Raw genomic sequence first — 23,091 nt, forward strand, 5'->3', positions numbered from 1 at the left:
GCGGCTCCCCCGGCCGCGGCTCCCGCGTCGGTCCGGCTCGCGCGCGCCGCGGCGCGCTGCACCTCTCGGTGCACCTCGCGGAGGTCTTCGCCGAGGCGCCGGGCGAGCACGTGCTCGTACCGGCCGCGGATGCCGGTGTCCTTGATCTCGGCGACGATCGGCGCCGCCGCGGTCAGCGCCGCGACCCGACCCTCGACCGACGCGAGGTCGTGCCCGGCGATCCGCTGGTCGATGACGAACTCGAACAGCGGCGACTTCGTCTCGATCATCGAGCGCACCGCGCCGTCGCCGCGGTTGAGCCGCAGGTCGCAGGGGTCGAGCCCCTCCGGTCCGACGGCGACGTAGCTCTGCAGACCCGACGTGCGGGCTTCCGCGAAGGCACGCACGGCGGCCTTCTGCCCGGCGGCGTCGGGGTCGAAGGTGAAGACGACCTCGCCCGCGGCATCCGTTCCGACGATCCGCCCCACGGCCCGCATGTGGTCGGAGCCGAACGCGGTGCCGCACGTCGCGATCGCGCTCGTCACGCCCGCGAGATGACACGCCATGACGTCGGTGTACCCCTCGACGACGACGACCCGGTGCGAACGCGAGATGTCCTTCTTGGCGAGGTCGAGGCCGTAGAGCACCTGCGCCTTTTTGTAGATCGCCGTCTCGGGGGTGTTGAGGTATTTCGGGCCCTGATCGTCGTCGTGCAGGCGCCGCGCACCGAACCCGATGGTCTGCCCCGTGACGTCGCGGATCGGCCACACGACGCGGCCTCGGAACCGGTCGTAGACCCCGCGCTGGCCCTGCGACAGCAGACCCGCAGCGAGGAGTTCCTCATCGGTGAAGCCCTGGCTCTTCAGCGCGTCGCGCACGCCGTTCCACCCCTTCGGCGCATAGCCGACCCCGAAGTGCGCCGCCGCACCCGCGTCGAAGCCCCGCTCGCCGAGGAACCGGCGCCCGATCTCCGCCTCGGGGGTCGCCAGCTGGCCGCGGAACCACTCCGCCGCGGCCGTGTTCGCCTGGTAGAGCCGCGTGCGACCGCTCGTCTCGGGGGCCGCTCCCCCGTCTTCGTAGTGCAGGGTGTAGCCGATGCGTGCCGCGAGACGCTCGACCGACTCGGTGAAGGAGAGGAGGTCCATCGCGCGCAGGAACGAATACACGTCGCCCGATTCGCCGCAGCCGAAGCAGTGGTAGTACCCGACCTGCGGCCGCACGTGGAAGCTGGGGCTGCGCTCGTCGTGGAAGGGGCAAAGGCCCTTCAGCGACCCGACACCCGCCGACTTCAGCGCCACCCGCTCGCCGACGATATCGGCGATGTTGGTGCGCGCTTTGACCTCGTCGACGTCGGCCTGCGCGATGCGCGCCATCAGAGACCCTCGACCGGCCAGAGCCCGTCGATCGGCTCGGGCAGCGCGTAGCCGGCAGGGGCGACATCACGACGGGCGCTCGACCAGAGGCCCAGCTCGCGCAGGTCGACGGGGCCGACCAGCCGCGCGTGCCATTCGATCGCGAACCGATCGGTGAGGCTTGCGACCTGGTCGACGATCGCGCGCCGGCGCGCGGCGTCGGTCTGCGCCGCGCGGAAGTCTTCGCCGTGCAGCCGGTCGAGGTGCTCGGGGCGCTCGGCGAGGGCCGTCGCGAGACGTTTGAGCACGCGGCGCTGCTCTTTGTAGAGGCCCTTGCGCCCGTCGATCGAGACGACGAACGCGCCGATGATGCCCTTCAGCACCGCCATCTCGGCCTCGACGACGCGCGGCACCACCACGCGTCCCCGATAACGGGTGAGCACCGGCGCGGAGTAATGCTCGCGCGTCGCCGTCGTCGCCGCCCGCGCGAAGCGCCCGATGAGGTCGGAGGTGAGGTTCTTCAGCCCCGCGACCGAGGCGCGGTCGCCCGTGAACGAGGTCAGCCACTCCGGCAGCTGGGTGAGGCGATAGAGCGCGTCGGCCAGCTCGTCGCGGCTGAACCCGTAGCCCACCCAGGTCTGGATCGCGGTGAGCAGCGCCTCGCGCTCACGCCCGTCGGAGAGCCGGGCCGGGTCGAGGTAGCCGTTCAGCACGGCGTCTTCGAAGTCGTGCACCGAATAGGCGATGTCGTCGGAGAGGTCCATCACCTCGGCTTCGATGCAGCGGAGGCGCCCCGGCGCGCCCTCGCGCATCCACCGGAAGACGTGCTCGTCTTCGGGGTAGACGCCGAACTTGTCGCGCCCGCCCGGATCGGGCACCGAGTGCTCGACGGTCCACGGGTACTTGCACGTCGCGTCGAGGCTCGCGCGGGTGAGGTTCAGGCCCACGCTCTGCCCGTCGGGGGCCAGCACCTTCGGTTCGAGGCGCGACAGGATGCGCAGGGTCTGCGCGTTCCCCTCGAACCCGCCGATGTCGGCGGCCCACTCGTTGAGCGCACGCTCGCCGTTGTGACCGAACGGCGGGTGGCCGATGTCGTGGCTGAGGCACGCCGTGTCGACGACGTCGGGCGAGAGCTCGAGCGCGATGGCCAGCTCACGGCCGACCTGCGCCACCTCGAGCGAGTGGGTGAGCCGGTTGCGCGCGAAATCGGCCGGGCTCGCGGGGCTCAGCACCTGTGTCTTCGACGCGAGACGGCGCAGCGCCGCCGAGTGCAGCACGCGAGCGCGATCGCGGGCGAAGCTGTCGCGGCGCGAGCGGTGGGTTTCGGGCAGCAGGCGCGCGGCGTCGTGCTCGTCGTAGCCGGCGGGGCGGCCGGGCAGCGCGCCGAGGCCCCCGCCCTCACCCGCCACTGGTGTCCAGTTCGGCTTCGGCGAGGGTGCGGGCGTCGTCGCGGTCCATCTCACGGGTCTCGAGCCAGCGGTCGGGCAAGGCGGGGCGCTTCGGTGTGCCGGCCCGGCCGCGCTGGCCCTCGGCCGCCGCGCCCGGGTAGGGCGCATCGTGGTCGAGGGTGGCGAGCAGGTCGTCGATCTCAGCGAGGGTCGAAGCGGTCGCGAGCGCGGCGCGCGTGTCGCCGCCCACCGGATAGCCCTTGAAGTACCACGCGACGTGCTTGCGGATGTCGCGGCATCCACGCCCCTCATCGTCGAAGAACTCGACCAGCAGCTCGGCGTGACGGCGGAACGCACCCGCCACGAACCCGAGGGTCGCGTCGGGACGGATGCCGGGGGCACCGAACGCGGCGGCGAGATCGCCGAACAGCCACGGCCGGCCGAGGCAGCCGCGGCCGACCACGACGCCGTCGCAGCCGGTCTCGGCCATCATGCGGACGGCGTCGGCACCCGACCAGATGTCGCCGTTGCCGAGCACGGGGATGCTCGTCACCACCTGCTTCAGCTGGGCGATCGCGTCCCAGTCGGCGGTCCCGGAGTAGAACTCCGAGGCGGTGCGCGCGTGCAGCGCGACCGCGGCGACGCCGGCGTCTTCGGCGATGCGGACCGCGTCGAGGAAGGTCAGATGGTCGGCGTCGATGCCTTTGCGCATCTTCACCGTGAGCGGGACGTCGCCCGCCGCGCGCGCCGCGCGCGTGACGATCTCGCGGAACAGCTCGGTCTTCCACGGCAGCGCCGCTCCCCCGCCCTTGCGGGTGACCTTGGGCACGGGGCAGCCGAAGTTCAGGTCGATGTGGTCGGCACGGTCTTCGTCGACGAGCAGCCGCACGGCCGCCTCGGTCGTCGCCGGGTCGACGCCGTAGAGCTGGATCGACCGGGGGGTCTCGGACTCGTGGTGCGTGATGAGCCGCATCGTGGTGGCGTTGCGCTCGACGAGCGCGCGCGTCGTGATCATCTCGCTGACGTACAGGCCCGCACCGTACTCGCGGCACAGGCGTCGGAACGCCGTGTTGGTGATGCCCGCCATCGGCGCGAGCACGACCGGCGCATCGAGCACGAGGGGCCCGATCCGCAGCGCCGCCGGCGTCGCCGCGTCGCCGGTCGCGAGCGACGTGCGATCCGTGACGGCGGGGGCGGTGGTGAGCGTGGACATCCTCTCCATTCTCCCAGAATCCGCCGCACCGCGGCGCCGCCCGCGGGCCTATCGTGGAGAACATGGCCGACACTCTCACCGCGGACATCCGCGACATCCCCTACCAGGGCGCCGACGGCGCCGAGCACACCCTCGCCGAGTTCGGCGAAAAGGCGCTGCTGATCGTCAACGTCGCCTCGAAGTGCGGCCTCACCCCGCAGTACGAGCAGCTCGAACAGCTGCAGAAGACGTACGGCGACCGCGGCCTGCAGGTGATCGGCTTTCCGTGCAACCAGTTCATGGGGCAGGAGCCCGGCTCGATGGACGAGATCCTCGAGTACTGCTCGGTGACCTACGGGGTCACGTTCCCGATCGCCGACAAGGTGAAGGTGAACGGTTCGCACGCCGCGCCCCTCTACAAGGCGCTCAAGAAGACCCGCAACGCCGAAGGCGCGAAGGGCCCGGTCATGTGGAACTTCGAGAAGTTCCTCGTGACCGCAGACGGCGCCGTGCACCGGTTCCGCCCGCAGACGAAGCCCGACGCCCCCGAGGTCGTCGCCGCGATCGAGGCGGGTCTTCCCGCCTGATCAGGCCTGCTTCTCGCCCCACACCTGACGGGCGATCTGGGCGAACGCCTCGGGCGGCTGCGCACCGCTGACGCCGTACTTGCCGTCGATGACGAAGAACGGCACACCCTGGATGCCATAGGCCTGCGCCTGCGCCTGGTCGGCGCGGACGTCAGCGAGGTGCCGCCCGGATTCGAGCGCCTCGCGCGCGGCGTCGGCGTCGAGCCCCGCCTCGGCGGCGAGGTCGACGAGGTCGTCGACCCGCCCGACGTGGCGTCCCTCGGTGAAGTACGCGGCCATGAGCCGCTCCGCCATCGGCAGCTGTGCGCCCTGCGCCTTGGCGAAGTGCAGCAGCTCGTGGGCCTTCACCGTGTTCGTGTGCTGTAAGAGGTCGAAGCGGTACTCGAGGCCCGCGTTCGCGGCGACACCGGTGACGTTCTCGAGCATCTCGCTCACCCGCTCGCGCGGCATGCCCTTGTGGCCGGCGAGGAAGTCGAGCTCGTCACCTTCGAAGTCGACCGGGGTATCGGGCGAGAGTTCGAACGAGTGGTACGTCACCTCGACGGCGGGCGCGTCGGCGTCCGTCGCCGTCTCGGCGAGCCCCTTCTCGAGATTGCGCTTGCCGATGTAGCACCAGGGGCAGGCGATGTCACTCCACACGTCGATTTTGATGGCATCCGTCACACAGGTCGTAACCGCACGGCGCCCCGCGCGTATTCCCGACTCGGCATGATTTTCTCGCGCCGCGTTCGTGCCGCGCAGCGCCGGTTACGTCGTGGGGGCGTCGACCGCGCCGCCGAACCTGCGGTCGCGGTCGAGGTAGAGCTGGATCGCGTGCCACAGGTCGGTGCGCGAGAAGTCGGGCCAGAGGGTGTTGAGGAACACCATCTCGGCGTACGCCGACTCCCACAGCAGAAAGTTCGACGTGCGCTGCTCGCCGCTCGATCGCAGAAACAGATCGACATCGGGCATGTCGGGCACGTACAGGTGCCGGCGGAGCGTCTTCTCGGTGATCGCCGAGGGTTTCAGCCTTCCCGCCGCGATCTCGTCACCCATCGCCCGCATCGCGTCGATGATCTCGTGGCGCCCGCCGTAGTTGATGCACATCGTGAGCGTCAGGGTGTCGTTGCCGCGCGTGAGCTGCTCGGCGTACTGCAGCTCTTTGATGACCGAGCCCCACAGGCGCGGCTTGCGCCCCGCCCAGCGGATACGTACGCCCCACTCGTTGAGCTGGTCGCGGCGGCGGTGCAGCACGTCGCGGTTGTAACCCATCAGAAAGCGCACCTCGTCGGGAGAGCGCGCCCAGTTCTCGGTCGAGAAGGCGTAGACGCTCAAGTGCTTCACGCCCGCCTGGATCGCACCCGCCACGACGTCGAGCAGCACCTCTTCGCCCGCCCGGTGCCCCTCGATGCGGGTCAGCCCCCGCCGGTTCGCCCAGCGGCCGTTGCCGTCCATGACGATCGCGACGTGACCGGGCACGCCGCCTTTCGGGAACGCGGGCGGGTACACGCCGGTCCAGTCGAGCGGCCGGTAGGGCACCGCGTCGCGGTGGGTGTAGGGCTTGGGGGTCACCGACGGGTCTCCAGATGCGAGAGGTGGGAGAGGGAGCGGATGCCACGCTCGAGGTGGTACTGGGTGTACGCGGCCACGAGGCCCGACGCGGCCGCCGTGGCGGCGCTCGTCGCGGCATCCACGACGCTCCACTCCCCCGCGATCAGCGCGCTGAGCAGCTGCCGCGTCTCGGGACGCACCCGCGCCGAACCGGCCGGCGCGCAGTCGCCGCAGACGCTGCCGCCCAGTTGCGCGACGAACCAGTCGTGCGGCCCCTCGGCCCCGCACCGCGCACAGGCGTCGAGCGCGGGCGCCCAGCCCGAGAGCGCCATCGCGCGCAGCAGATACGAATCGAGCACCGAGCGGGGGGCGTGGCCGCCGAGCGAGAGCGTGCGGAGCCCCCCGACGAGCAGCAGATACTGCTGCGGCGTCGCCTCGGCCTCGTTCAACCGATCGGCCGTCTCGACCATCGCGTGCGCGGCGGTGTAGCTGTCGTAGTCGGCCGCGATCGGTGCCCCGTACGACCCCAGCGACTCGGCCTGCTGCACGATGTCGAGGGTTCTGCCCTGGTAGAGCTGCACATCGGCGACCATGAAGGGTTCGAGGCGCGCCCCGAACCGCGACGACGTGCGACGCACACCTTTCGCGACGGCGCGCACCTTGCCGTGCCGACGGCTCAGCATCGTGACGATGCGGTCTGCCTCACCCAGCTTGTGGGTGCGCAAGACCACGACTTCGTCGCGGTATGTCGGCATCCCTCCATTATCCCTGTGGGCACCGACACGGGCCGCAGCGGCGCGGCCCCGATGCACCGGACGGCACGGCGAGAGGGGCGAGAATGGAGGGGTGAACGAACCCGTCTTCGTGATCCCGCTCTGGGCCGACCTCCTCGCCGTCGGTCTCGGCGGCGTTCAGGGGGCGCTGTTCGCGTCGGGGTTCTCCGACGACGGCACCGGCGGGCGCCGCCTCGACCTGCTCGGCGTCGCGATCATCGGCATCCTCATGGGCATGGGCGGCGGCCTCATCCGCGACCTGCTGCTGAACGTCACCCCGACGACGCTGCAGAGCAACTGGTACCTGCTCACCGCGACGGGCGCGGCGTTCGTCGGCATGCTGCTCGCGAACGTCTTCCAGCGGTTGAACGGTGTCATCGTCGCCCTGGATGCCGTGGTGATCGGCCTCTTCGGCGCGTTCGGCACCTCGAAAGCGCTCGTCCTCGGCCTGCCGGTCGTACCGGCGGTGTTCGTGGGCGTCTGCGCCGCCGTCGGCGGAGGCATCCTGCGCGACGTCATCATGGGACTGCCGGTCGCCGTGATGCACGTGGGATCGCTCTACGCGGTCGCTGCGGGCGCCGGCTGCGCCGTCCTCGCCGGCGCCGTCACGCTCGGCGCGCCGGTGGCTGCGGCGGCCGTCGCCGGGGTGATCGTGACGACGGTCATCCGCCTGCTCGCGGTGATCTTCGACATCTCGCTGCCCGAGCAGCGGGCCCTGCACCGCCGCAAGGTCGCCCTCGAGACGACCTCGATCCCGGTCATCCGCCCCGCCGCCGACTGACCCGCCCCCGGCGAGACACCGGTTGTGCGCCGAGACACCGGTTCATCCGCGGTGTCTCGGCGCACAGAAGGTGTCTCGGCGCAGAGGCGCGCTGGGCGCACGGGGTGACGGGGTGACCGTGCGGGCGGGCGGTCAGACGGCGGCGAGGGCGCCCGCGGCGGAGCGGGTGCGGATCGCGCGGTTCACGCCCGACACGATCGCCTTCAGCGACGCGGTGGAGATGTCGCCGTCGATCCCGACGCCCCAGAGGCGTTCGCCATCCACCTGCAGGTCGACGTAGGCCGCCGCCTGCGCGTCGCCGCCCGCCGAGAGCGTGTGCTCGACGTAGTTGTACAGCGTGATCTCGAAGCCCTGCTCGCGCACGACCTCGAGGAACGCCGACACGGGCCCGTTGCCGACGCCGCGGGTCGCGACCTCGCCCTCGCCGTCGCGCAGCGTGACGTCGAGCGTCACCTCACCCGACATGTCGCTCTGCGTGCGGGTCGAGAGCAGCTCGAACCGGCCCCACTTCTCGGCCGCGTCGGCTGCGGGCAGGTACTCGTCGCTGAACGCGGCCCAGATCTGCTCGCTCGAGACCTCGCCACCCTCGGCATCCGTCTTCGCCTGCACGACTCCCGAGAACTCGATCTGGAGCTTGCGCGGCAGGTCGAGGGCGTGGTCGGTCTTCAGCAGGTAGGCGACGCCGCCCTTGCCCGACTGCGAGTTGACCCGGATGACCGCCTCGTACGAACGGCCGAGGTCCTTCGGGTCGATGGGCAGGTAGGGCACTGCCCACTCGATCTCGTCGACCGTGACGCCGGATGCCTCGGCCCGGGCATCCATCGCCTCGAACCCCTTCTTGATGGCGTCTTGATGCGACCCGCTGAACGCCGTGAAGACGAGGTCGCCCGCCCAGGGGCTCCGCTCGTGCACGCGCAGCTGGTTGCAGTATTCGGCGGTGCGCTTGACCTGGTCGATGTCGCCGAAGTCGATCTCGGGGTCGACACCCTGGGTCAGCAGGTTCACACCGAGCGCGACCAGGTCGACGTTGCCGGTGCGCTCGCCGTTGCCGAACAGGCATCCTTCGATGCGGTCGGCGCCGGCCATGTAGCCGAGCTCTGCGGCGGCGATCGCGGTGCCGCGGTCGTTGTGCGGGTGCAGCGACAGGATGATGTTCTCGCGGTGCGCGAGGCGGCGGCTCATCCACTCGATCGAGTCGGCGTAGACGTTGGGCGTCGCCATCTCGACCGTCGAGGGCAGGTTGATGATGACCTTGCGCTCGGGGGTCGGCTCGAAGACCTCGATCACCTGGTTGCAGACGTCGAGGGCGAACTCGAGCTCGGTGCCGGTGTACGACTCGGGCGAGTATTCGTAGAAGACCCGCGTCTGCGGAATGCGCTTCTCGAACTCACGGCACAGGCGCGCGCCGTTCAGGGCGATGTCGACGATGCCCTGCTTGTCGCTGCGGAAGACGACCTCGCGCTGCAGCACGCTCGTCGAGTTGTACAGGTGCACGATGGCCTGTCGCGCCCCGGCGATCGCCTCGTACGTGCGCTCGATGAGGTGCTCGCGCGCCTGCGTCAGTACCTGGATCGTCACGTCGTCGGGGATCGCCCCGTCGTCGATCAGCTGACGCACGAAGTCGAAATCGGTCTGGGATGCCGAGGGGAAGCCCACCTCGATCTCCTTGTAGCCCATGCTCACCAGCAGGTCGAACATGATGCGCTTGCGCTCGGGGCTCATCGGGTCGATGAGGGCCTGGTTGCCGTCGCGCAGGTCGACCGCGCACCAGCGCGGCGCCTTCGTGATGCGGGCGTCGGGCCACGTGCGGTCGGGCAGGTCCACGCGGATCTGCTCGTGGTACGGGCGGTACTTGTGTACCGGCATGCCGGAGGGCTTCTGGGTGTTGTCCATCATGGTCGCTTCTGTCTCGTCGGGTCTGGCGGGCCAGTGGTCGTCGCACCAACGACAAGCTCCGCGACGAGGAAGGCCCTAGATCGAGGCCTCGTCGCGGCAGCTAAGGAGAAGCTGGCCGAAGCGCATGGGGACAGGTTACACCCGCTGCGCCGTCGTCACGAACAGATCACTTCATCATAGATCGCTCATAGGCGAGACATATGACGGAGCGTTGGACTGTGTTCACGGAACACTCACGAGACCACAGGAGACGATGATGAGACGACGTACCAAGATCGCTGCGGGAGTGATCACCGCGACCCTGCTGCTCGCGGGATGCGGGGCGACGACCCTCGAGGCGGCCAGCACCTCGACGCCGACCGCGGTGGCCTCGACCGCCGCGACCGTCGAGACGACCTCGACGGTGAGTTCGACCGTCGAAGGGGTCGACGTCGACTGGAGCACGCTCCCCACCACCGAGGTGACGCTGACCGATGCGGGAACGACCATCACCGCGGCGGGCACCTACGTGCTGTCGGGATCGACGACGGGCCAGGTGGTCGTCAACTCCGACGGAGCGGTGCGCCTCGTGCTGAACGGCGTGACGATCGCGAGCTCGGCCGGCGCGGCCATCCAGGTCGATGGCGCGGAACTCACCGTGATCGAATTGGCGGAGGGCTCGACGAACACTGTGAGCGATGCCGCCACGCGCAGCGACGAATCGATCGACGGCGCCATCTACTCGTCGGACGACCTCTACATCACGGGTTCCGGTTCGCTCTCGGTGACCTCGAACTTCGCCGACGCGATCGTCGGCAAAGACGACCTGTCGATCCTCGGCGGCACGATCGCCGTGACGAGCGTCGACGACGGCATCCGCGGCAAGGACTCGCTGACGATCACCGGCGGCACGATCACCATCGACGCCGCGCAAGACGCACTGAAATCGAGCAACGACACCGATGCGGGCAAGGGCGTGCTCACGATCACCGGCGGCCAGCTGACGATCCGCGCCGGTGACGACGCGATCAAGGCCGAGCAGTCCCTCTCGATCACGGGGGGCACGATCGACATCCAGACCTCCGTCGAGGGGATCGAAGCGCCCGTCATCGTGATCGACGGCGGCACGATCACCCTGAATGCCTCGGACGACGGCATCAACGCCTCGGCCTCGGCGATCGTCACCTCGGGCCTGAGCATCACGATCAACGGAGGCGACATCTCGATCACGATGGGCTCGGGCGACACCGACGCGATCGACAGCAACGGTGATCTCACGATCACGGGTGGAACGCTCAACATCACCGCCCAGTCGCCGTTCGACTACGACGGCACCGGCACGCTGACCGGCGGCACGATCACCGTCAACGGCGAGAGCGTCACCGCCCTCACCAACCAGATGATGGGCGGCGGAGGCGGCGGCGGTCGCCCCTGACCCAGCCCCCTCGCGGAAAGACCGGCGGGAGCATCCTCAGAAGGATGCTCCCGCCGGTCTGCGCGTTAGAACCCGAGTCGGCCGAGCTGCTTCGGGTCGCGCTGCCACTCCTTGGCCACGCGGACGTGGAGCTTGAGGAACACCTTCGTGCCGACGAGAGGCTCGATCTGCGCGCGCGCCCGAGCCCCGACCGACGCGAGCCGTGAGCCCTTGTGACCGATGATGATCGCCTTCTGGCTGTCACGTTCGACGACGACGCTGGCGTAGATGTCGGTCATCGACCCGGTGTCGCGCTCGGAGATGTCGTCGATCGTCACGGCGATCGAGTGCGGCAGCTCGTCGCGCACCCCGTCGAGGGCTGCTTCGCGGATGATCTCGGCGATGCGGTCTTCGAGCGACTCGTCGGTGACGACGCCCGCTTCGTAGAGCGCGGGGCCCTGGGGCATGAGCGCGAGCAGCTCATCGGCGAGCACGTCGAGCTGGCCGTGCCCGTCGACCGAGACGGGCGCGATCGCCGAGAGCGGGATGACAGCGGCCCAGTCTTCGCGCAGACTGTCGGCCTCCATGAGGCGCTCGGTGATCTGCTCGCGCGAGGCGATATCGGTCTTGGTCACGACGGCGACCTTCTTCGCCCGCGGGTACCCGTCGAGCGATGCGGCGATGCGCCGGTCACCCGGGCCGACCTTCTCGGTGGCGGGCACCAGAAAGCAGATCACGTCGACGTCGCCGAGCACCTGCTCGACGAGGTCGTTGAGTCGCTGACCGAGCAGGGTGCGCGGTTTGTGGATGCCGGGGGTGTCGACGATCACGAGCTGCCCCGCGGGACGGTTCACGATCCCACGGATCGCACGGCGCGTGGTCTGCGGCTTGTCGGAGGTGATCGCCACCTTCTCGCCGACGAGGGCGTTGGTGAGCGTGGACTTGCCGACGTTCGGCCTTCCCACGAAGGTCACGAATCCGGAGCGGTGGTCGGTCATCTGTCTTCGCCTTTCTGCACCGCGATGGCGCCGGTGCGCGGGGCGCGGGTCTGCGAGGGGGTGCCGCCGAAAGCGGCATCGGCGGCCGCGAGGGCGCTGCTGCGCTCGACGAACACGGTGGCAAGACCGCGGCCACGCCCCCGTGAGGTGCCGCCGGTGAGCACGAGTCCGCCGTATTCCACGCGGGCGCCGGGGAGCGGCACACGCTCGAGCAGCTTGCCGAGCAGGCCACCGATCGAATCGACGTCGTCGTCGTCGAGCTCGACGCCGAACAGCTCCCCCACCTCGTCGAGGCCGAGGCGCGCACTCACGCGGTAGCGCCCGTCGCCGAGGTCGACGATCTCGCTCGAGCGCGGGTCGTACTCGTCGGCGATCTCGCCGACCAGCTCTTCGATGAGGTCTTCGAGCGTCACGAGCCCCGACACGCCGCCGTACTCGTCGACGACGAGGCACACGTGCACGGCATCCCGCTTCATCTGCTGCAGGAGCGTCTCGGCCTTCATCGATTCGGGCACGAAGACGGCGGGCCGTGCGATCTGCATGACCGGCGCGTCGCGCCACGCCGACTCGTCGCGGAAGGCGAACTGCACGAGGTCTTTCAGGTAGACGACGCCGGTGATGTCGTCGCCGTCCGAGATCGGCACGCGCGAGACGCCCTTGTCGAGGAAGAGCTGCATCGCCTGCTGGGTGGTGGCCGAGGCATCCATCGTCACCATGTCGGTGCGGGGCACCATGACGGCACGCACGAACGTGTCGGTGAAATCGAACACCGAGTGGATGAGCTCGCGGTCGTCTTCTTCGATGAGGTCTTGCGAGGCGGCCTCGTCGACCATCGACAGCAGCTGCTCTTCGCTCGCGAACGAGGTGCCGCGGTGGATGCCGGGCGTCACGCGGTCGCCGAGCACGACCAGCAGGTGCGCGAGGGGGCCGAGCACGATGCGGGCGCCGCGCACGATGGGCGCGCCGCCGCGCAGCAGGCCCCGCGCGTGCTGGCGGCCGACGGCGCGGGGGCTCGCGCCGACGAGCACGAACGAGACCGCGGTCATGAGCACCGCGGCGGCCAGCAGCGCCCACCAGATGTTGTCGAAGATGATCGTGAACGCCGCGGTGACGAGCACGGCGGCGGCCGTCTCGGCGAGGATGCGGATGAAGACGACGGCGTTGCCGTGCGCCTCGGGATCGGCGGCGATGCGACCGAGCGCGGCGCTGTTCCGGCCCGAGGCGGCCAGGTCGTGCAGGTCGGCGCGGGAGGTGACCCCCAGGGCGGCGTCGAGAGCGGCCATGAGTCCGCCGAGGGCGACGAGCAGGCCCGCAGCGATCAGCAGCAGGATCGGTGTCATGCGCGTCGTCGGCGTTCGGTGGCCTGGAAGGACGCGATCAGCTCGCGCTGCAGCCCGAACATCTCGCGCTCCTCCGCGGGCTCGGCGTGATCGAAGCCGAGGAGGTGGAGCGTGCCATGCGTCGTCAGCAGGATCAGCTCGTCGAGCGTCGAGTGCTTCGCCGCCAGCGCCTGGGTCTCCGCGACCTGCGGGCACAGCACAATGTCGCCTAGGAGACCGGCCGGGGTCGGCTCCTCCTGCGTGCCGGGGCGCAGCTCGTCCATCGGAAAGCTCAGCACGTCGGTCGGGCCCGGCTCGTCCATCCACTGCACGTGCAGCGCCTCCATGGCGCCCTCGTCGACGAGGAGGATCGCGATGTCGGCATCCGGGCTGACGTGCAGCTCGGCAAGGTTGTGCTCGGTGAGCCGCAGCAGCACCGTCTCATCGACCTCGACGCCCGACTCGTTGGTGATCTCGATGGTCATGACATGCCTCGCTTGGGAAGGTGGTCTCGGGGGCCGCCGGGCCGGGACTGCTGGCCGCGGCGCTGGGCGCGATTGGCGGGATCTTTGGATGCCACGAACGCGGATGCCTCGTCGCGCTCGCGTCGGTCGGCGAGCCGCTGCTCGTCGTATTCGGTGTACGCGTCGACGATGCGCCCGACGAGGGTGTGGCGTACGACGTCGTCGCTCGTGAGGTAGCTGAATTCGATGTCGTCGATGTCTTTCAGCACGCGGGTGACGAGCCGCAGGCCCGACGCCCCCGCGGGAAGGTCGATCTGGGTGATGTCGCCGGTGACGACCATGCGGGTGCCGAACCCGAGCCGGGTGAGGAACATCTTCATCTGCTCGGGCGTGGTGTTCTGCGCCTCGTCGAGCACGACGAACGAGTCGTTCAGCGTCCTGCCGCGCATGTAGGCGAGGGGCGCGACCTCGATGGTGCCCGAGGCCATGAGCTTCGGCACGATCTCGGGGTCCATCATCTCGTTGAGCGCGTCGTAGAGCGGCCTGAGGTACGGGTCGATCTTGTCGTTGAGCGTGCCGGGCAAGAACCCGAGCCGCTCCCCCGCCTCGATCGCCGGGCGGCTGAGGATGATGCGGCTGACTTCTTTGCGCTGCAGCGCCTGCACGGCCTTGGCCATCGCGAGGTAGGTCTTGCCGGTGCCCGCGGGGCCGATGCCGAACGTGATCGTGTTCTCGTCGATCGCGTCGACGTACGCCTTCTGGCCGAGCGTCTTCGGGCGGATGACGCGGCCGCGCGACGACAGGATCGCCTCGCCGCCGAGCACGTCGGAGGGGCGGTCGCCCGTCTCGGCGCGCAGAATGCGCTCGCTCGTCGCGACATCGGCGGGGTCGAGCCCCTGCCCGCTGCGCGAGAGCGCGATGAGCTCGTCGACGAGCGCGCGGGCGCGCGCCACGGCATCCGCCTCACCGCTCAGCGTGATCTCGTTGCCGCGCACGTGCACCTGCACGTCGCGGTGCTCGCGCTCGACGACGCGCAACAAACGGTCTTGCGGGCCGAGCAGCTGCACCATCGCGATGCCGTCGGCGTAGATGCGCTCGACGACCTCGCCCGGCGCGCCCGATCCCGAATCGTCAGCCATCGAGGCTCCCTTCGGAAAGGCCGCCCGCCAGCACGTGCGCGTGCACGTGGAACACCGTCTGCCCGGCACCCGCGCCGGTGTTGAAAATCAGACGGAAGTCGCCGTCGGCGTATTCGGCGGCGAGTTCGTTCGCGAGCCCGATCATCTCGCTGAGGAGCACCGGATCGCCCGCCGCGAGCTCGACGACGTCGCGGTATTCGCCGGTCTTCGGGATCACGAGCAGGTGCACCGGCGCCTGGGGTGCGATGTCGCGGATCGCGAACACGTTCTCGGTTTCGGCGATGATCTCCGACGGGATCTCACCCCGGTAGATGCGGCTGAAGATCGACGACTCGCTCATGTCTCCAGTCTATGGCGGCCTGCCCGCGCTGCGCCGGGGCGTGCCGCGGAGCCGGTCACCAGCGCCCGAGACGCGCGTTCAGCAGCGCGAGCGCGGCGGGACCGGCGGTCGAGGTGCGCAGCACGGTGTCACCGAGCCGCACGAGCTCGGCACCCGCCGCCGCCAGCGCCTCGAGCTCGTCGGGAGCGACGCCGCCCTCGGGGCCGACGACGAGCACGAGAGCGCGATCGTCGCCGTCGGCGATCTCGATGCCCGAGAGCGGGGCGGATGCCGTCGGCTCCAGCACCAGCACGCGATCCGTGCCGGCCCGCACCGCGAGAGCGGCCGACGTCACCGGGTCGGTCACGCGCGGCACCCACGCGCGGTGCGCTTGCTTGGCCGCCTCGCGCACGATCTGCTGCCAGCGGGCGACGCCCTTCGCGGCCTTCGCCGCGTCCCAGCGCGAGACGCTCCGGGCGGCCTGCCACGGCACGATCTCGTCCGCACCGAGCTCGGTCGCCGCCTGCACCGCAAGCTCGTCACGGTCGCCCTTGGCGAGCGCCTGCACGAGCACGATCGCGGGGCGCGGCGACGGGGTGTCGGTGCGGGCGGTGAGCCGGACGACGACGCGTTTGGGCGCGGCATCCGTCACCTCGCCCTCGAGCCACGCGCCCGCGCCGTCGCCGACGGTCACCGTCTCGCCGACGCGCACGCGGCGCACCACGGCGGCATGGTGCGCCTCGGTGCCGGTGATCTCGACGTCGTCGCCCGCCCCGGCATCCGCAGCCAGGTCTTCGACGAGGAAGTGCAGCGCCACCGCGGCCGCCTCAGCCCCGGAACCGGTCGCGGAGCTTGGAGAACAGGCCCTGGTGGAACTGGGCGAGCTGCGGCTCCGGCGACTTGGTCTTCTTCTTGAAGTCCTCGATGAGCGCGCGCGTCTTGGCATCCAGCTTCGTCGGGGTCACCACCTGCACGCCCACGCGCAGGTCGCCGCGGTTGCCGCCGCGCAGCGGTGTGATGCCGCGTCCCTTGATCGTGAGCACGTCGCCCGACTGCACGCCGGGGCGCACCTCGAGGTCGACGTCGCCGTCGAGCGAGGTGATGGTCGTGTTCGCGCCGAGGATCGCGTCGGGCATCGACACCTCGAGGGTCGCGAGCAGGTCGTCGCCGTCACGGCTGAAGACGTCGTCGTGCGCGACGGTGACCTCGAGATACAGGTCGCCGTTCGGGCCGCCCGCCGGGCCCACCTCGCCCGAGCCGGGCAGCTGCAGCCGCAGCCCCGTCTCGACACCGGCGGGGATGTCGACCGAGACCGTGCGGCGCGCGCGCACGCGGCCCTGGCCCTGGCAGCTGGCGCACGGGTACGGGATCGTCGTGCCGTAGCCCTGGCACGTGGTGCACGGTAGGGAGGTGACGACGTTGCCGAGGAGGCTCCGGACCGTGCGCTGCACCTGGCCCGAGCCGTGGCAGATGTCACAGCTCACCGGCTGGGTGCCGGGCTGGCAGCACGAGCCCTCGCAGGTCTCGCAGAGCACGGCCGTGTCGACCTCGAGGTCGCGGTGCGTGCCGAAGACGACGTCCTTGAGGTCGAGGGTGACGCGCACCAAGGCATCCTGCCCCCGCTCGCGCCGCGACCTCGGCCGGGCGTTTCGCGCACCCCCGCCGCCGAAGAACGTCTCGAAGATGTCACCGAACCCGCCGAAGCCCGCGCCTCCGCCCCCGCCGAACGGCGATCCGTCGCCGCCGAGGTCGTAGCGCTGGCGCTGCTCGGGGTCGCTCAGCACGTCGTACGCGTGGGTGACGAGCTTGAAGCGCTCCGACGCGTCTTCGCCGGGGTTGACGTCGGGGTGCAGCTCGCGTGCGAGGCGCCGGTACGCCTTCTTGATCTCGTCGGGGCTCGCGTCGCGCGCGACGCCCAGTACTTCGTAGTGATCGGCCACAATCGCCTTTCGGCGCCCCTTCGGGCGCGGTGGATGACAGGGAGGGGGCTGCTCAGCGCGACGATTCGTCTTCGTCGAGCAGCCGGCTGAGGTAGTGCGCGACGGCGCGGACCGCCGCGAGGTTGGTGGGGTAGTCCATGCGCATGGGGCCGAGCAGCCCCAGACGCGCGCGCGTGCCGGCACCGTCGTAGTCGCTCGTCACGACGGATGCCTCGCCGAGACCGAACGGCGCGTTCTCACGCCCGATGCTCGCGGCGAGGCCCTGATCGTCGGCGACCATCTCGCCCATGAGGCGCAGCAGGGTGACCTGCTCCTCGATCGCCTCGAGGAGCGGGTAGATGCTGCCGCGGAAGTCTCCCTCGCGGCGGGCCAGGGTCGCGGTCCCGGCCATGACGAGCTTGTCTTGACGGAACTCGTCGAGCTCTTCGGCGACGATCCTCGCGACGGCGCGCACGGCGGCGTCGACGCGGGTGGATGCCTCGGGGGCCGCGACGAGGTCGTCGATCGCCTGCGCGGCGTCGGCGACCGGCTTGCCGGTGACGAGCGCCGCGAGCCGCGCCTTCACCTGTGCGACGTCGTCGGCGTCGAGCTCGCCCTGCAGGAACGCGACGCGCTGCGACACGCGCCCCGTGTCGGTGACGACGATCACGACGACGCGGGCGCCGCCGAGGTGCACGAACTCGACGTGCGACACGCTCGCGCGTGCGAACGACGGGTACTGCACGATCGCGACCTGGCCGGTGAGCTGGGTGAGGGCGCGCACCGTGCGGGTGAGCAGGTCGTCGAGATCGACCGGATCGGCCAGGAACGTCGAGATCGCCGAGCGCTGCGCGCCCGAGAGCGGACGCAGCTGCGACAGGTGGTCGACGAACACGCGATAGCCCTTGTCGGTGGGCACGCGGCCCGACGAGGTGTGCGGCGCGGCGATGAGCTCTTCGTCTTCGAGAAGGGCCATGTCGTTGCGGATCGTGGCGGCCGAGACACCGAACTGGTGGCGATCGACGATCGTCTTGCTGCCGACCGGCTCGTTCGTGTCGACGTAGTCCTGCACGATCGCACGCAGGACCTGCAGTCCGCGCTCCGAGACCATCGATCCTCCTCCGGGTTGGCACTCCTGGCTACCGAGTGCCAATCCTATCGCGGTGACCCTACGATGAGCCGTATGCGCGCCGATGCCGACCTCCGCCCCACCGTCACGACGTCGAAGGGTCGGGTGTGCGGTGCGGCCGCGGGGCTCCTGTGGGTGCAGCGCGAGATCGCTCGGTTCGGCGGAGACCCGGCACGCATCACGATCTTCGGCGAGTCGGCCGGCGGCGCGCTCGTCGCCGCGCTCCTCTCGCGCCCCGACACCGCGGCGATCCCCGTCGCGGCGATCATCCAGTCGGGGCCGACGCGCCGGAGCGCGCCGGGCGTGTCACCCGCGCCCTCGCGAAAGACCTCGGGATCGCCGCGACGCGCGAGGCGTTCGCCAACACGTCGCCCCGCGCACTGCTCGACGCACGACGACGCCTCGCGGAAGGGTCGAACCCGCTCTCCGGCACCCCCGGCTACGCCCTCGCCGTCGATCCCGAGACACTGCCGGTCTCGCCCGACGTCGCGCTGCAGACCGTCGACATCCCCCTCGTCATCGGCACGAACACCGACGAGTACCGGCTGTGGTTCACGCCCGAGCAGCTCGCCGGCATCAGCGCGTTGAAGCTCACCCTCGCGCGCCTCGCGACCGGCGTGCCCCGGCGCGCAGTGCGCGCCTACCGCGCGGCGTTCCCCGGAGCGTCGCCGGGCGAGATCCTCGGTCAGATCGTGACCGATCGCATGCTGCGCGGCCCCGCGGTGCGCGTCGCCGCCGCGCGGACAGCCCCGACCCACGTGTACGAGCTCGCCTGGCCGAGCCCCGTCCGCGACCTGCGGGCCGCGCACGCGATCGACATCGGCTTCGTGTTCGACCGGGTCGAGGCATCCGATTCGCAGGTCGTCGTCGGCCCCGACGCTCCCCGCGAACTCGCCGCACGCATGCACGCCGACTGGGTGCGCGTCGCGCAGACCGGCGATCCAGGGTGGCCGCAACACGGGTCGGACCGCGAGGTGCAGCTCTACGACGTGCCCTCGCGCGTCACCGCGCTGCGGCGCGCCGAGGCGCTGGACTCCCTCCCCGCGTGAGCCGGTGCGGGCGTTCGCGGGGCTGTTCGCGCCGCTCTGACGCCCTGATTCCGACAGGAAGCGACCCGCGAAACGCCGAAGACCCGCTCAGGCGGTGAGCGCCCGCACGACGGCGTCGGCGAGCAGGCGCCCGCGCCGCGTGAGCACGACGCGGCCGCGCACGGCGGCGGCGCCGTCGATGAGGCCGTCGGCGATGAGGGATGCCACGGCGTGGCGCCCTTCGCCCTCGAGCTCCGACACCGCGAGACCGTCGGAGATGCGCGAGCGCAACAGCACGTCTTCGAGGCGGCGCGCCGCGGCATCCGGTCGCTCCCGGGCGGCCGCGGGCGACTGCCCCGCGGCGAGGCGCTGCGCGTACGCGGCGGGGTGCTTGACGTTCCACCATCGCAGCCCGTCGACGTGGCTGTGCGCGCCGGGGCCGTACCCCCACCAGTCGGTACCGCGCCAATAGGCGAGGTTGTGCCGCGAGCGGTGCCCGGGAGAGGTCGCCCAGTTCGAGACCTCGTACCAGTCGAACCCGGCCGCCGCGAGCAGGTCGTCGACGAGCTCGTACATGTCGGCCTGCAGGTCGTCGTCGGGGGCGGGAACTTCGCCCCGCCTGATCTGCCGGGCGAGCTGCGTGCCCTCTTCGATGATGAGGGCGTAGGCCGAGATGTGGTCGGGGGCGAGGTCGATCGCGGTGCGCACCGACGCCTCCCAGTCGGCGAGTGACTCGCCGGGCGCGCCGTAGATCAGGTCGACGCTCACATCGAGCCCCGCACCCCGGGCGGCGGCGACGGCCGTCGCGACATTCGCCGGATCATGCGTGCGGTCGAGCGCGGCGAGCACGTGCGGCACGGCCGACTGCATGCCGATCGACAGGCGCGTGACGCCCGCGGCGGCAAGCTCGGCGGCGAGCTCGCGCGTCACCGTATCGGGGTTCGCCTCGACCGTGACCTCGGCATCCGCCTTCAGCCCGAACGTCTCGCGGATGCCGCCCAGCATGCGCGCCAGGTCGCCGCCGGGCAGGAGCGTCGGCGTTCCGCCGCCGAAGAACACGGTGGATGCCTCACGCAGCGCTCCGCGCGCCCAGAGCACGTCTCGCGACAGCGCGATCTCGCGCAGCACCTCGTCGGCGTAGGCGTCTTGCCGGGCGCCGCGCAGTTCCGTGGCGGTGTAGGTGTTGAAGTCGCAGTAGCCGCAGCGCACGCGACAGAACGGAACGTGCAGATAGACGCCGAAGTCGCGATCCGGATCGATCGCGATGTCGCCGGGCAGCGCGCCGTCGGCGGGCGCCGGGTCGCCGAGGGGAAGAGCAGACCCCATCAGGACGGCGTGGTGAACAGCGGCGAGATCGCGCGCAGGTAGCCCTGGAAGAGCTCTCGCCGCCGCCGCTTCACGAGCGGCGGGACCAGGCGGTAGAGGGTGGAGACCGGGCGGTCGAACGCGCGGACGACGAAACGCACCTCGTCGGTGTCGTCCCACTCGATCGCGAACGACTCCTCGCCGCTGACGACCGACGAGCCCACCGTGCCGAGCGCGAACGCGACGCGGCGCGGCTCTTCGGTGGCCGAGATCACGCGCAGCTCGCCGTCGGCGTTCATGCCCTTGACCCGGCCGTGCACGCGCACGGTCGTGCCCGCGGCCACGTACGGCGTGCCGTCGGCGTCGAAGCGCTGGTCGGCTTCGAGGCGGCTCGGCGCCACGGGCGACCCTTCGGCGTCGAACCCGACGCCCGAATACATCGGACCGGACGCGGGGCGGACGTCGGAGATCCGCAGTCCCGCGCCGCGCAGTGCCGCCCACGACAGCAGGGCGTCGGCCGACGACGCGAACCGCGCCTCGCCACTGCCCAGTCGCCACGACGCCTCGGCCGGAATGCTCCGCTCGGGCGGGTAGCTCATGAGGTCGTGGGCGTGCGTCGACCCCACGGCGGCGTAGTCGACCGTGCCCTCTTGGAAGTTCCCGCGGCGCATGCCGTCCAGCCTAACCGGGCGCTACTTCTTGGTCTCGACGTCGCCCGAGAGCGCCGCGATGAACGCCTCCTGCGGCACCTCGACGCGGCCCACCATCTTCATGCGCTTCTTGCCCTCTTTCTGCTTCTCGAGCAGCTTGCGCTTGCGGGTGATGTCACCGCCGTAACACTTGGCGAGCACGTCCTTGCGGATGGCGCGGATGTTCTCGCGCGCGATGATGCGCGCACCGATCGCGGCCTGGATAGGCACCTCGAACTGCTGGCGCGGAATGAGCTTGCGCAGCCGCTCGGTCATGAGGGTGCCGTAGGCGTAGGCCTTCTCGCGGTGCACGATCGACGAGAAGGCATCGACCTTCTCGCCCTGCAGCAGGATGTCGACCTTGACGAGATCGGCCTCTTGCGACCCGGCAGGCTCGTAATCGAGCGAGGCGTAGCCTTGCGTCTTCGACTTCAGCTGGTCGAAGAAGTCGAAGACGATCTCGCCGAGCGGCATGTTGTAGCGCAGCTCCACCCGGTCTTCGCTGAGGTAGTCCATGCCGAGCAGGGTGCCGCGGCGCGACTGGCAGAGCTCCATGACGGTGCCTACGTAGTCCTTCGGCAGCAGGATGCCGACCTTCACGACGGGTTCCGACACCGACGCCACGCGGCCGTCGGGGTACTCGCTGGGGTTCGTGACGACGACCTGCTCGCCCGTGTCGGTCGTCACCTCGTAGGTGACCGAGGGGGCCGTCGTGATGAGGTCGAGGTCGAACTCGCGCGAGAGCCGCTCGGTGATGATCTCGAGGTGCAGCAGACCCAGGAATCCGGCGCGGAAGCCGAAACCGAGCGCGACCGAGGTCTCTGGCTCGTACTGCAGCGAGGCATCCGACAGCTTCAGCTTGTCGAGCGCTTCACGCAGGTCTGCGTAGTCGCTGCCGTCGATCGGGTAGATGCCCGAGAAGACCATGGGCTTGGGGTCGGTGTAGCCGGCGAGCGCTTCGGAGGCGGGCTTGCGCTGGTTCGTGATCGTGTCGCCGACCTTCGACTGGCGCACGTCTTTCACGCCTGTGATGAGGTAACCCACCTCACCGACGCCGAGCCCCTTCGTGGGCACCGGCTCGGGGCTCGACACGCCGATCTCGATGAGTTCGTGCGTCGCGCGGGTCGACATCATCTGAATGCGCTCGCGCGGCTCGAGCTTGCCGTCGATCATGCGGACGTACGTGACGACGCCGCGGTACGCGTCGTACACCGAGTCGAAGATCATGGCCCGCGCCGGTGCCGTAGCGTCGCCCGTCGGGGCGGGGATCTTCTCGACGATGAGGTCGAGCAGCTCTTCGACGCCCATGCCGGTCTTGCCGCTCACCCGAAGGACGTCTTCGGGCTTGCCGCCGATGAGGTTCGCGAGCTCGGCCGCGTACTTCTCGGGGTCGGCCGCGGGGAGGTCGATCTTGTTGAGCACAGGGATGATCTGCAGATCGTTCTCGAGGGCGAGATAGAGGTTCGCGAGCGTCTGCGCCTCGATGCCCTGGGCCGCGTCGACGAGCAGGATCGCTCCCTCGCACGCGGCGAGCGAGCGCGACACCTCGTAGGTGAAGTCGACGTGACCGGGCGTGTCGATCATGTTGAGGGCGAACGTGCCGGCCTCTGTCTGCCACGGCATGCGCACGGCCTGGCTCTTGATCGTGATGCCGCGCTCGCGCTCGATGTCCATACGGTCGAGGTACTGCGCGCGCATGTCGCGGTCGCTGACCACGCCGGTGATCTGCAGCATGCGGTCGGCCAGCGTGGACTTGCCGTGGTCGATGTGGGCGATGATGCAGAAGTTGCGGATCAGCTCTGGAGGGGTCGCAGACGGCTCGAGAGGCTTTGAGGCACGGGGTGACATGTCTCGTCGAGTCTACCGGCGCGTGGCCCTGCGAACGTCGGATGCCTCGGCCGCCGCCGTGCG

General features: G+C 70.3%; 23 protein-coding genes. 5 read left to right on the plus strand and 18 right to left on the minus strand.

Annotation, left to right across the window (positions count from 1 at the left end; all coding sequences use genetic code 11):
* The 3 genes from dnaG to dusB form a co-directional block, all read right to left on the minus strand.
* A partial coding sequence (dnaG, locus tag G3N18_RS09605) for a DNA primase (protein WP_196384065.1) occupies positions 1-1,352 on the minus strand: 1,352 nt, incomplete at its 3' end.
* Complete coding sequence (locus tag G3N18_RS09610) at positions 1,352-2,794, minus strand: deoxyguanosinetriphosphate triphosphohydrolase (RefSeq protein ID WP_420827088.1); 1,443 nt, start codon at positions 2,792-2,794, stop codon at positions 1,352-1,354. The genes dnaG and G3N18_RS09610, both read right to left, overlap by 1 nt.
* A complete protein-coding gene (gene dusB / locus G3N18_RS09615; RefSeq protein WP_420827089.1) occupies positions 2,730-3,932 on the minus strand; it encodes a tRNA dihydrouridine synthase DusB in 1,203 nt (400 codons plus the stop codon). Before dusB ends, G3N18_RS09610 begins: the two co-directional genes overlap by 65 nt.
* 62 nt (positions 3,933-3,994) lie before the next feature.
* Here dusB and G3N18_RS09620 point away from each other — a divergent pair, with 62 nt between their 5' ends.
* Positions 3,995-4,498, plus strand: a complete 504-nt coding sequence (locus tag G3N18_RS09620; protein WP_196384067.1) for a glutathione peroxidase — start codon at positions 3,995-3,997, stop codon at positions 4,496-4,498.
* On the opposite strand, the gene G3N18_RS09625 is transcribed toward G3N18_RS09620, so the two are convergent.
* The 3 genes from G3N18_RS09625 to recO form a co-directional block, all read right to left on the minus strand.
* A complete protein-coding gene (locus G3N18_RS09625; RefSeq protein WP_196384068.1) occupies positions 4,499-5,161 on the minus strand; it encodes a DsbA family protein in 663 nt (220 codons plus the stop codon).
* Positions 5,162-5,245: 84 nt separating this feature from the next.
* The gene (locus G3N18_RS09630) at positions 5,246-6,049 is read right to left on the minus strand and encodes an isoprenyl transferase (RefSeq protein WP_196384069.1); all 804 of its coding nucleotides are present in this window, start codon (positions 6,047-6,049) and stop codon (positions 5,246-5,248) included.
* A complete protein-coding gene (gene recO / locus G3N18_RS09635; protein WP_196384070.1) occupies positions 6,046-6,783 on the minus strand; it encodes a DNA repair protein RecO in 738 nt (245 codons plus the stop codon). The genes G3N18_RS09630 and recO overlap by 4 nt, the downstream gene beginning before the upstream one ends.
* Positions 6,784-6,874: 91 nt before the next feature.
* Between recO and G3N18_RS09640 the strand changes: the two genes are divergently transcribed.
* Positions 6,875-7,582, plus strand: coding sequence for a TRIC cation channel family protein (locus G3N18_RS09640; RefSeq protein WP_196384071.1), 708 nt, complete (start codon positions 6,875-6,877; stop codon positions 7,580-7,582).
* A gap of 132 nt (positions 7,583-7,714) precedes the next feature.
* On the opposite strand, the gene leuA is transcribed toward G3N18_RS09640, so the two are convergent.
* Positions 7,715-9,475, minus strand: coding sequence for a 2-isopropylmalate synthase (leuA, locus tag G3N18_RS09645; protein WP_196384094.1), 1,761 nt, complete (start codon positions 9,473-9,475; stop codon positions 7,715-7,717).
* Between the two features lie 259 nt (positions 9,476-9,734).
* Between leuA and G3N18_RS09650 the strand changes: the two genes are divergently transcribed.
* A complete protein-coding gene (locus G3N18_RS09650) occupies positions 9,735-10,892 on the plus strand; it encodes a carbohydrate-binding domain-containing protein (RefSeq protein ID WP_196384072.1) in 1,158 nt (385 codons plus the stop codon).
* Between the two features lie 65 nt (positions 10,893-10,957).
* On the opposite strand, the gene era is transcribed toward G3N18_RS09650, so the two are convergent.
* From era to hrcA, 8 genes are read right to left on the minus strand one after another with little or no spacing between them, the layout of a single operon-like run.
* A complete protein-coding gene (gene era / locus G3N18_RS09655) occupies positions 10,958-11,869 on the minus strand; it encodes a GTPase Era (protein WP_196384073.1) in 912 nt (303 codons plus the stop codon).
* Entirely contained in the window at positions 11,866-13,209 is a 1,344-nt protein-coding gene (locus G3N18_RS09660; RefSeq protein WP_196384074.1) for a hemolysin family protein, read from the minus strand. The genes era and G3N18_RS09660 overlap by 4 nt, the downstream gene beginning before the upstream one ends.
* Positions 13,206-13,673, minus strand: a complete 468-nt coding sequence (ybeY, locus tag G3N18_RS09665; protein WP_196384075.1) for an rRNA maturation RNase YbeY — start codon at positions 13,671-13,673, stop codon at positions 13,206-13,208. The genes G3N18_RS09660 and ybeY overlap by 4 nt, the downstream gene beginning before the upstream one ends.
* Positions 13,670-14,791, minus strand: a complete 1,122-nt coding sequence (locus G3N18_RS09670) for a PhoH family protein (RefSeq protein WP_196384076.1) — start codon at positions 14,789-14,791, stop codon at positions 13,670-13,672. The genes ybeY and G3N18_RS09670 overlap by 4 nt, the downstream gene beginning before the upstream one ends.
* Positions 14,784-15,131, minus strand: coding sequence for a histidine triad nucleotide-binding protein (locus G3N18_RS09675; RefSeq protein WP_196384077.1), 348 nt, complete (start codon positions 15,129-15,131; stop codon positions 14,784-14,786). Before G3N18_RS09675 ends, G3N18_RS09670 begins: the two co-directional genes overlap by 8 nt.
* Before the next feature lie 55 nt (positions 15,132-15,186).
* A complete protein-coding gene (locus tag G3N18_RS09680) occupies positions 15,187-15,927 on the minus strand; it encodes a 16S rRNA (uracil(1498)-N(3))-methyltransferase (protein WP_196384078.1) in 741 nt (246 codons plus the stop codon).
* Between the two features lie 10 nt (positions 15,928-15,937).
* A complete protein-coding gene (dnaJ, locus tag G3N18_RS09685; protein WP_196384079.1) occupies positions 15,938-17,050 on the minus strand; it encodes a molecular chaperone DnaJ in 1,113 nt (370 codons plus the stop codon).
* Positions 17,051-17,102: 52 nt separating this feature from the next.
* A complete protein-coding gene (gene hrcA / locus G3N18_RS09690; protein WP_196384080.1) occupies positions 17,103-18,140 on the minus strand; it encodes a heat-inducible transcriptional repressor HrcA in 1,038 nt (345 codons plus the stop codon).
* Positions 18,141-18,212: 72 nt separating this feature from the next.
* Between hrcA and G3N18_RS09695 the strand changes: the two genes are divergently transcribed.
* Positions 18,213-18,746 carry a carboxylesterase family protein gene (locus G3N18_RS09695; protein ID WP_230404076.1) on the plus strand — a complete coding sequence of 178 codons (534 nt, stop codon included), beginning with the start codon at positions 18,213-18,215 and terminating at the stop codon, positions 18,744-18,746.
* Positions 18,743-19,207, plus strand: coding sequence for a carboxylesterase/lipase family protein (locus tag G3N18_RS09700; protein WP_196384082.1), 465 nt, complete (start codon positions 18,743-18,745; stop codon positions 19,205-19,207). The genes G3N18_RS09695 and G3N18_RS09700 overlap by 4 nt, the downstream gene beginning before the upstream one ends.
* 87 nt (positions 19,208-19,294) lie before the next feature.
* Here the strand turns inward: G3N18_RS09700 and hemW are convergent, their stop codons facing one another.
* The 3 genes from hemW to lepA are packed head-to-tail and all read right to left on the minus strand — an operon-like array spanning position 19,295 to position 23,028.
* The gene (gene hemW / locus G3N18_RS09705; protein WP_196384083.1) at positions 19,295-20,512 is read right to left on the minus strand and encodes a radical SAM family heme chaperone HemW; all 1,218 of its coding nucleotides are present in this window, start codon (positions 20,510-20,512) and stop codon (positions 19,295-19,297) included.
* Entirely contained in the window at positions 20,512-21,162 is a 651-nt protein-coding gene (locus G3N18_RS09710) for a DUF1990 family protein (RefSeq protein WP_196384084.1), read from the minus strand. Before G3N18_RS09710 ends, hemW begins: the two co-directional genes overlap by 1 nt.
* A 21-nt stretch (positions 21,163-21,183) precedes the next feature.
* Positions 21,184-23,028 carry a translation elongation factor 4 gene (lepA, locus tag G3N18_RS09715; RefSeq protein ID WP_196384085.1) on the minus strand — a complete coding sequence of 615 codons (1,845 nt, stop codon included), beginning with the start codon at positions 23,026-23,028 and terminating at the stop codon, positions 21,184-21,186.
* Positions 23,029-23,091: the final 63 nt, after the last annotated feature.

Origin of the sequence: Microbacterium paulum (assembly GCF_015707995.1) — a bacterium.
GTDB classification, from domain to species: Bacteria; Actinomycetota; Actinomycetes; order Actinomycetales; family Microbacteriaceae; genus Microbacterium; species Microbacterium paulum.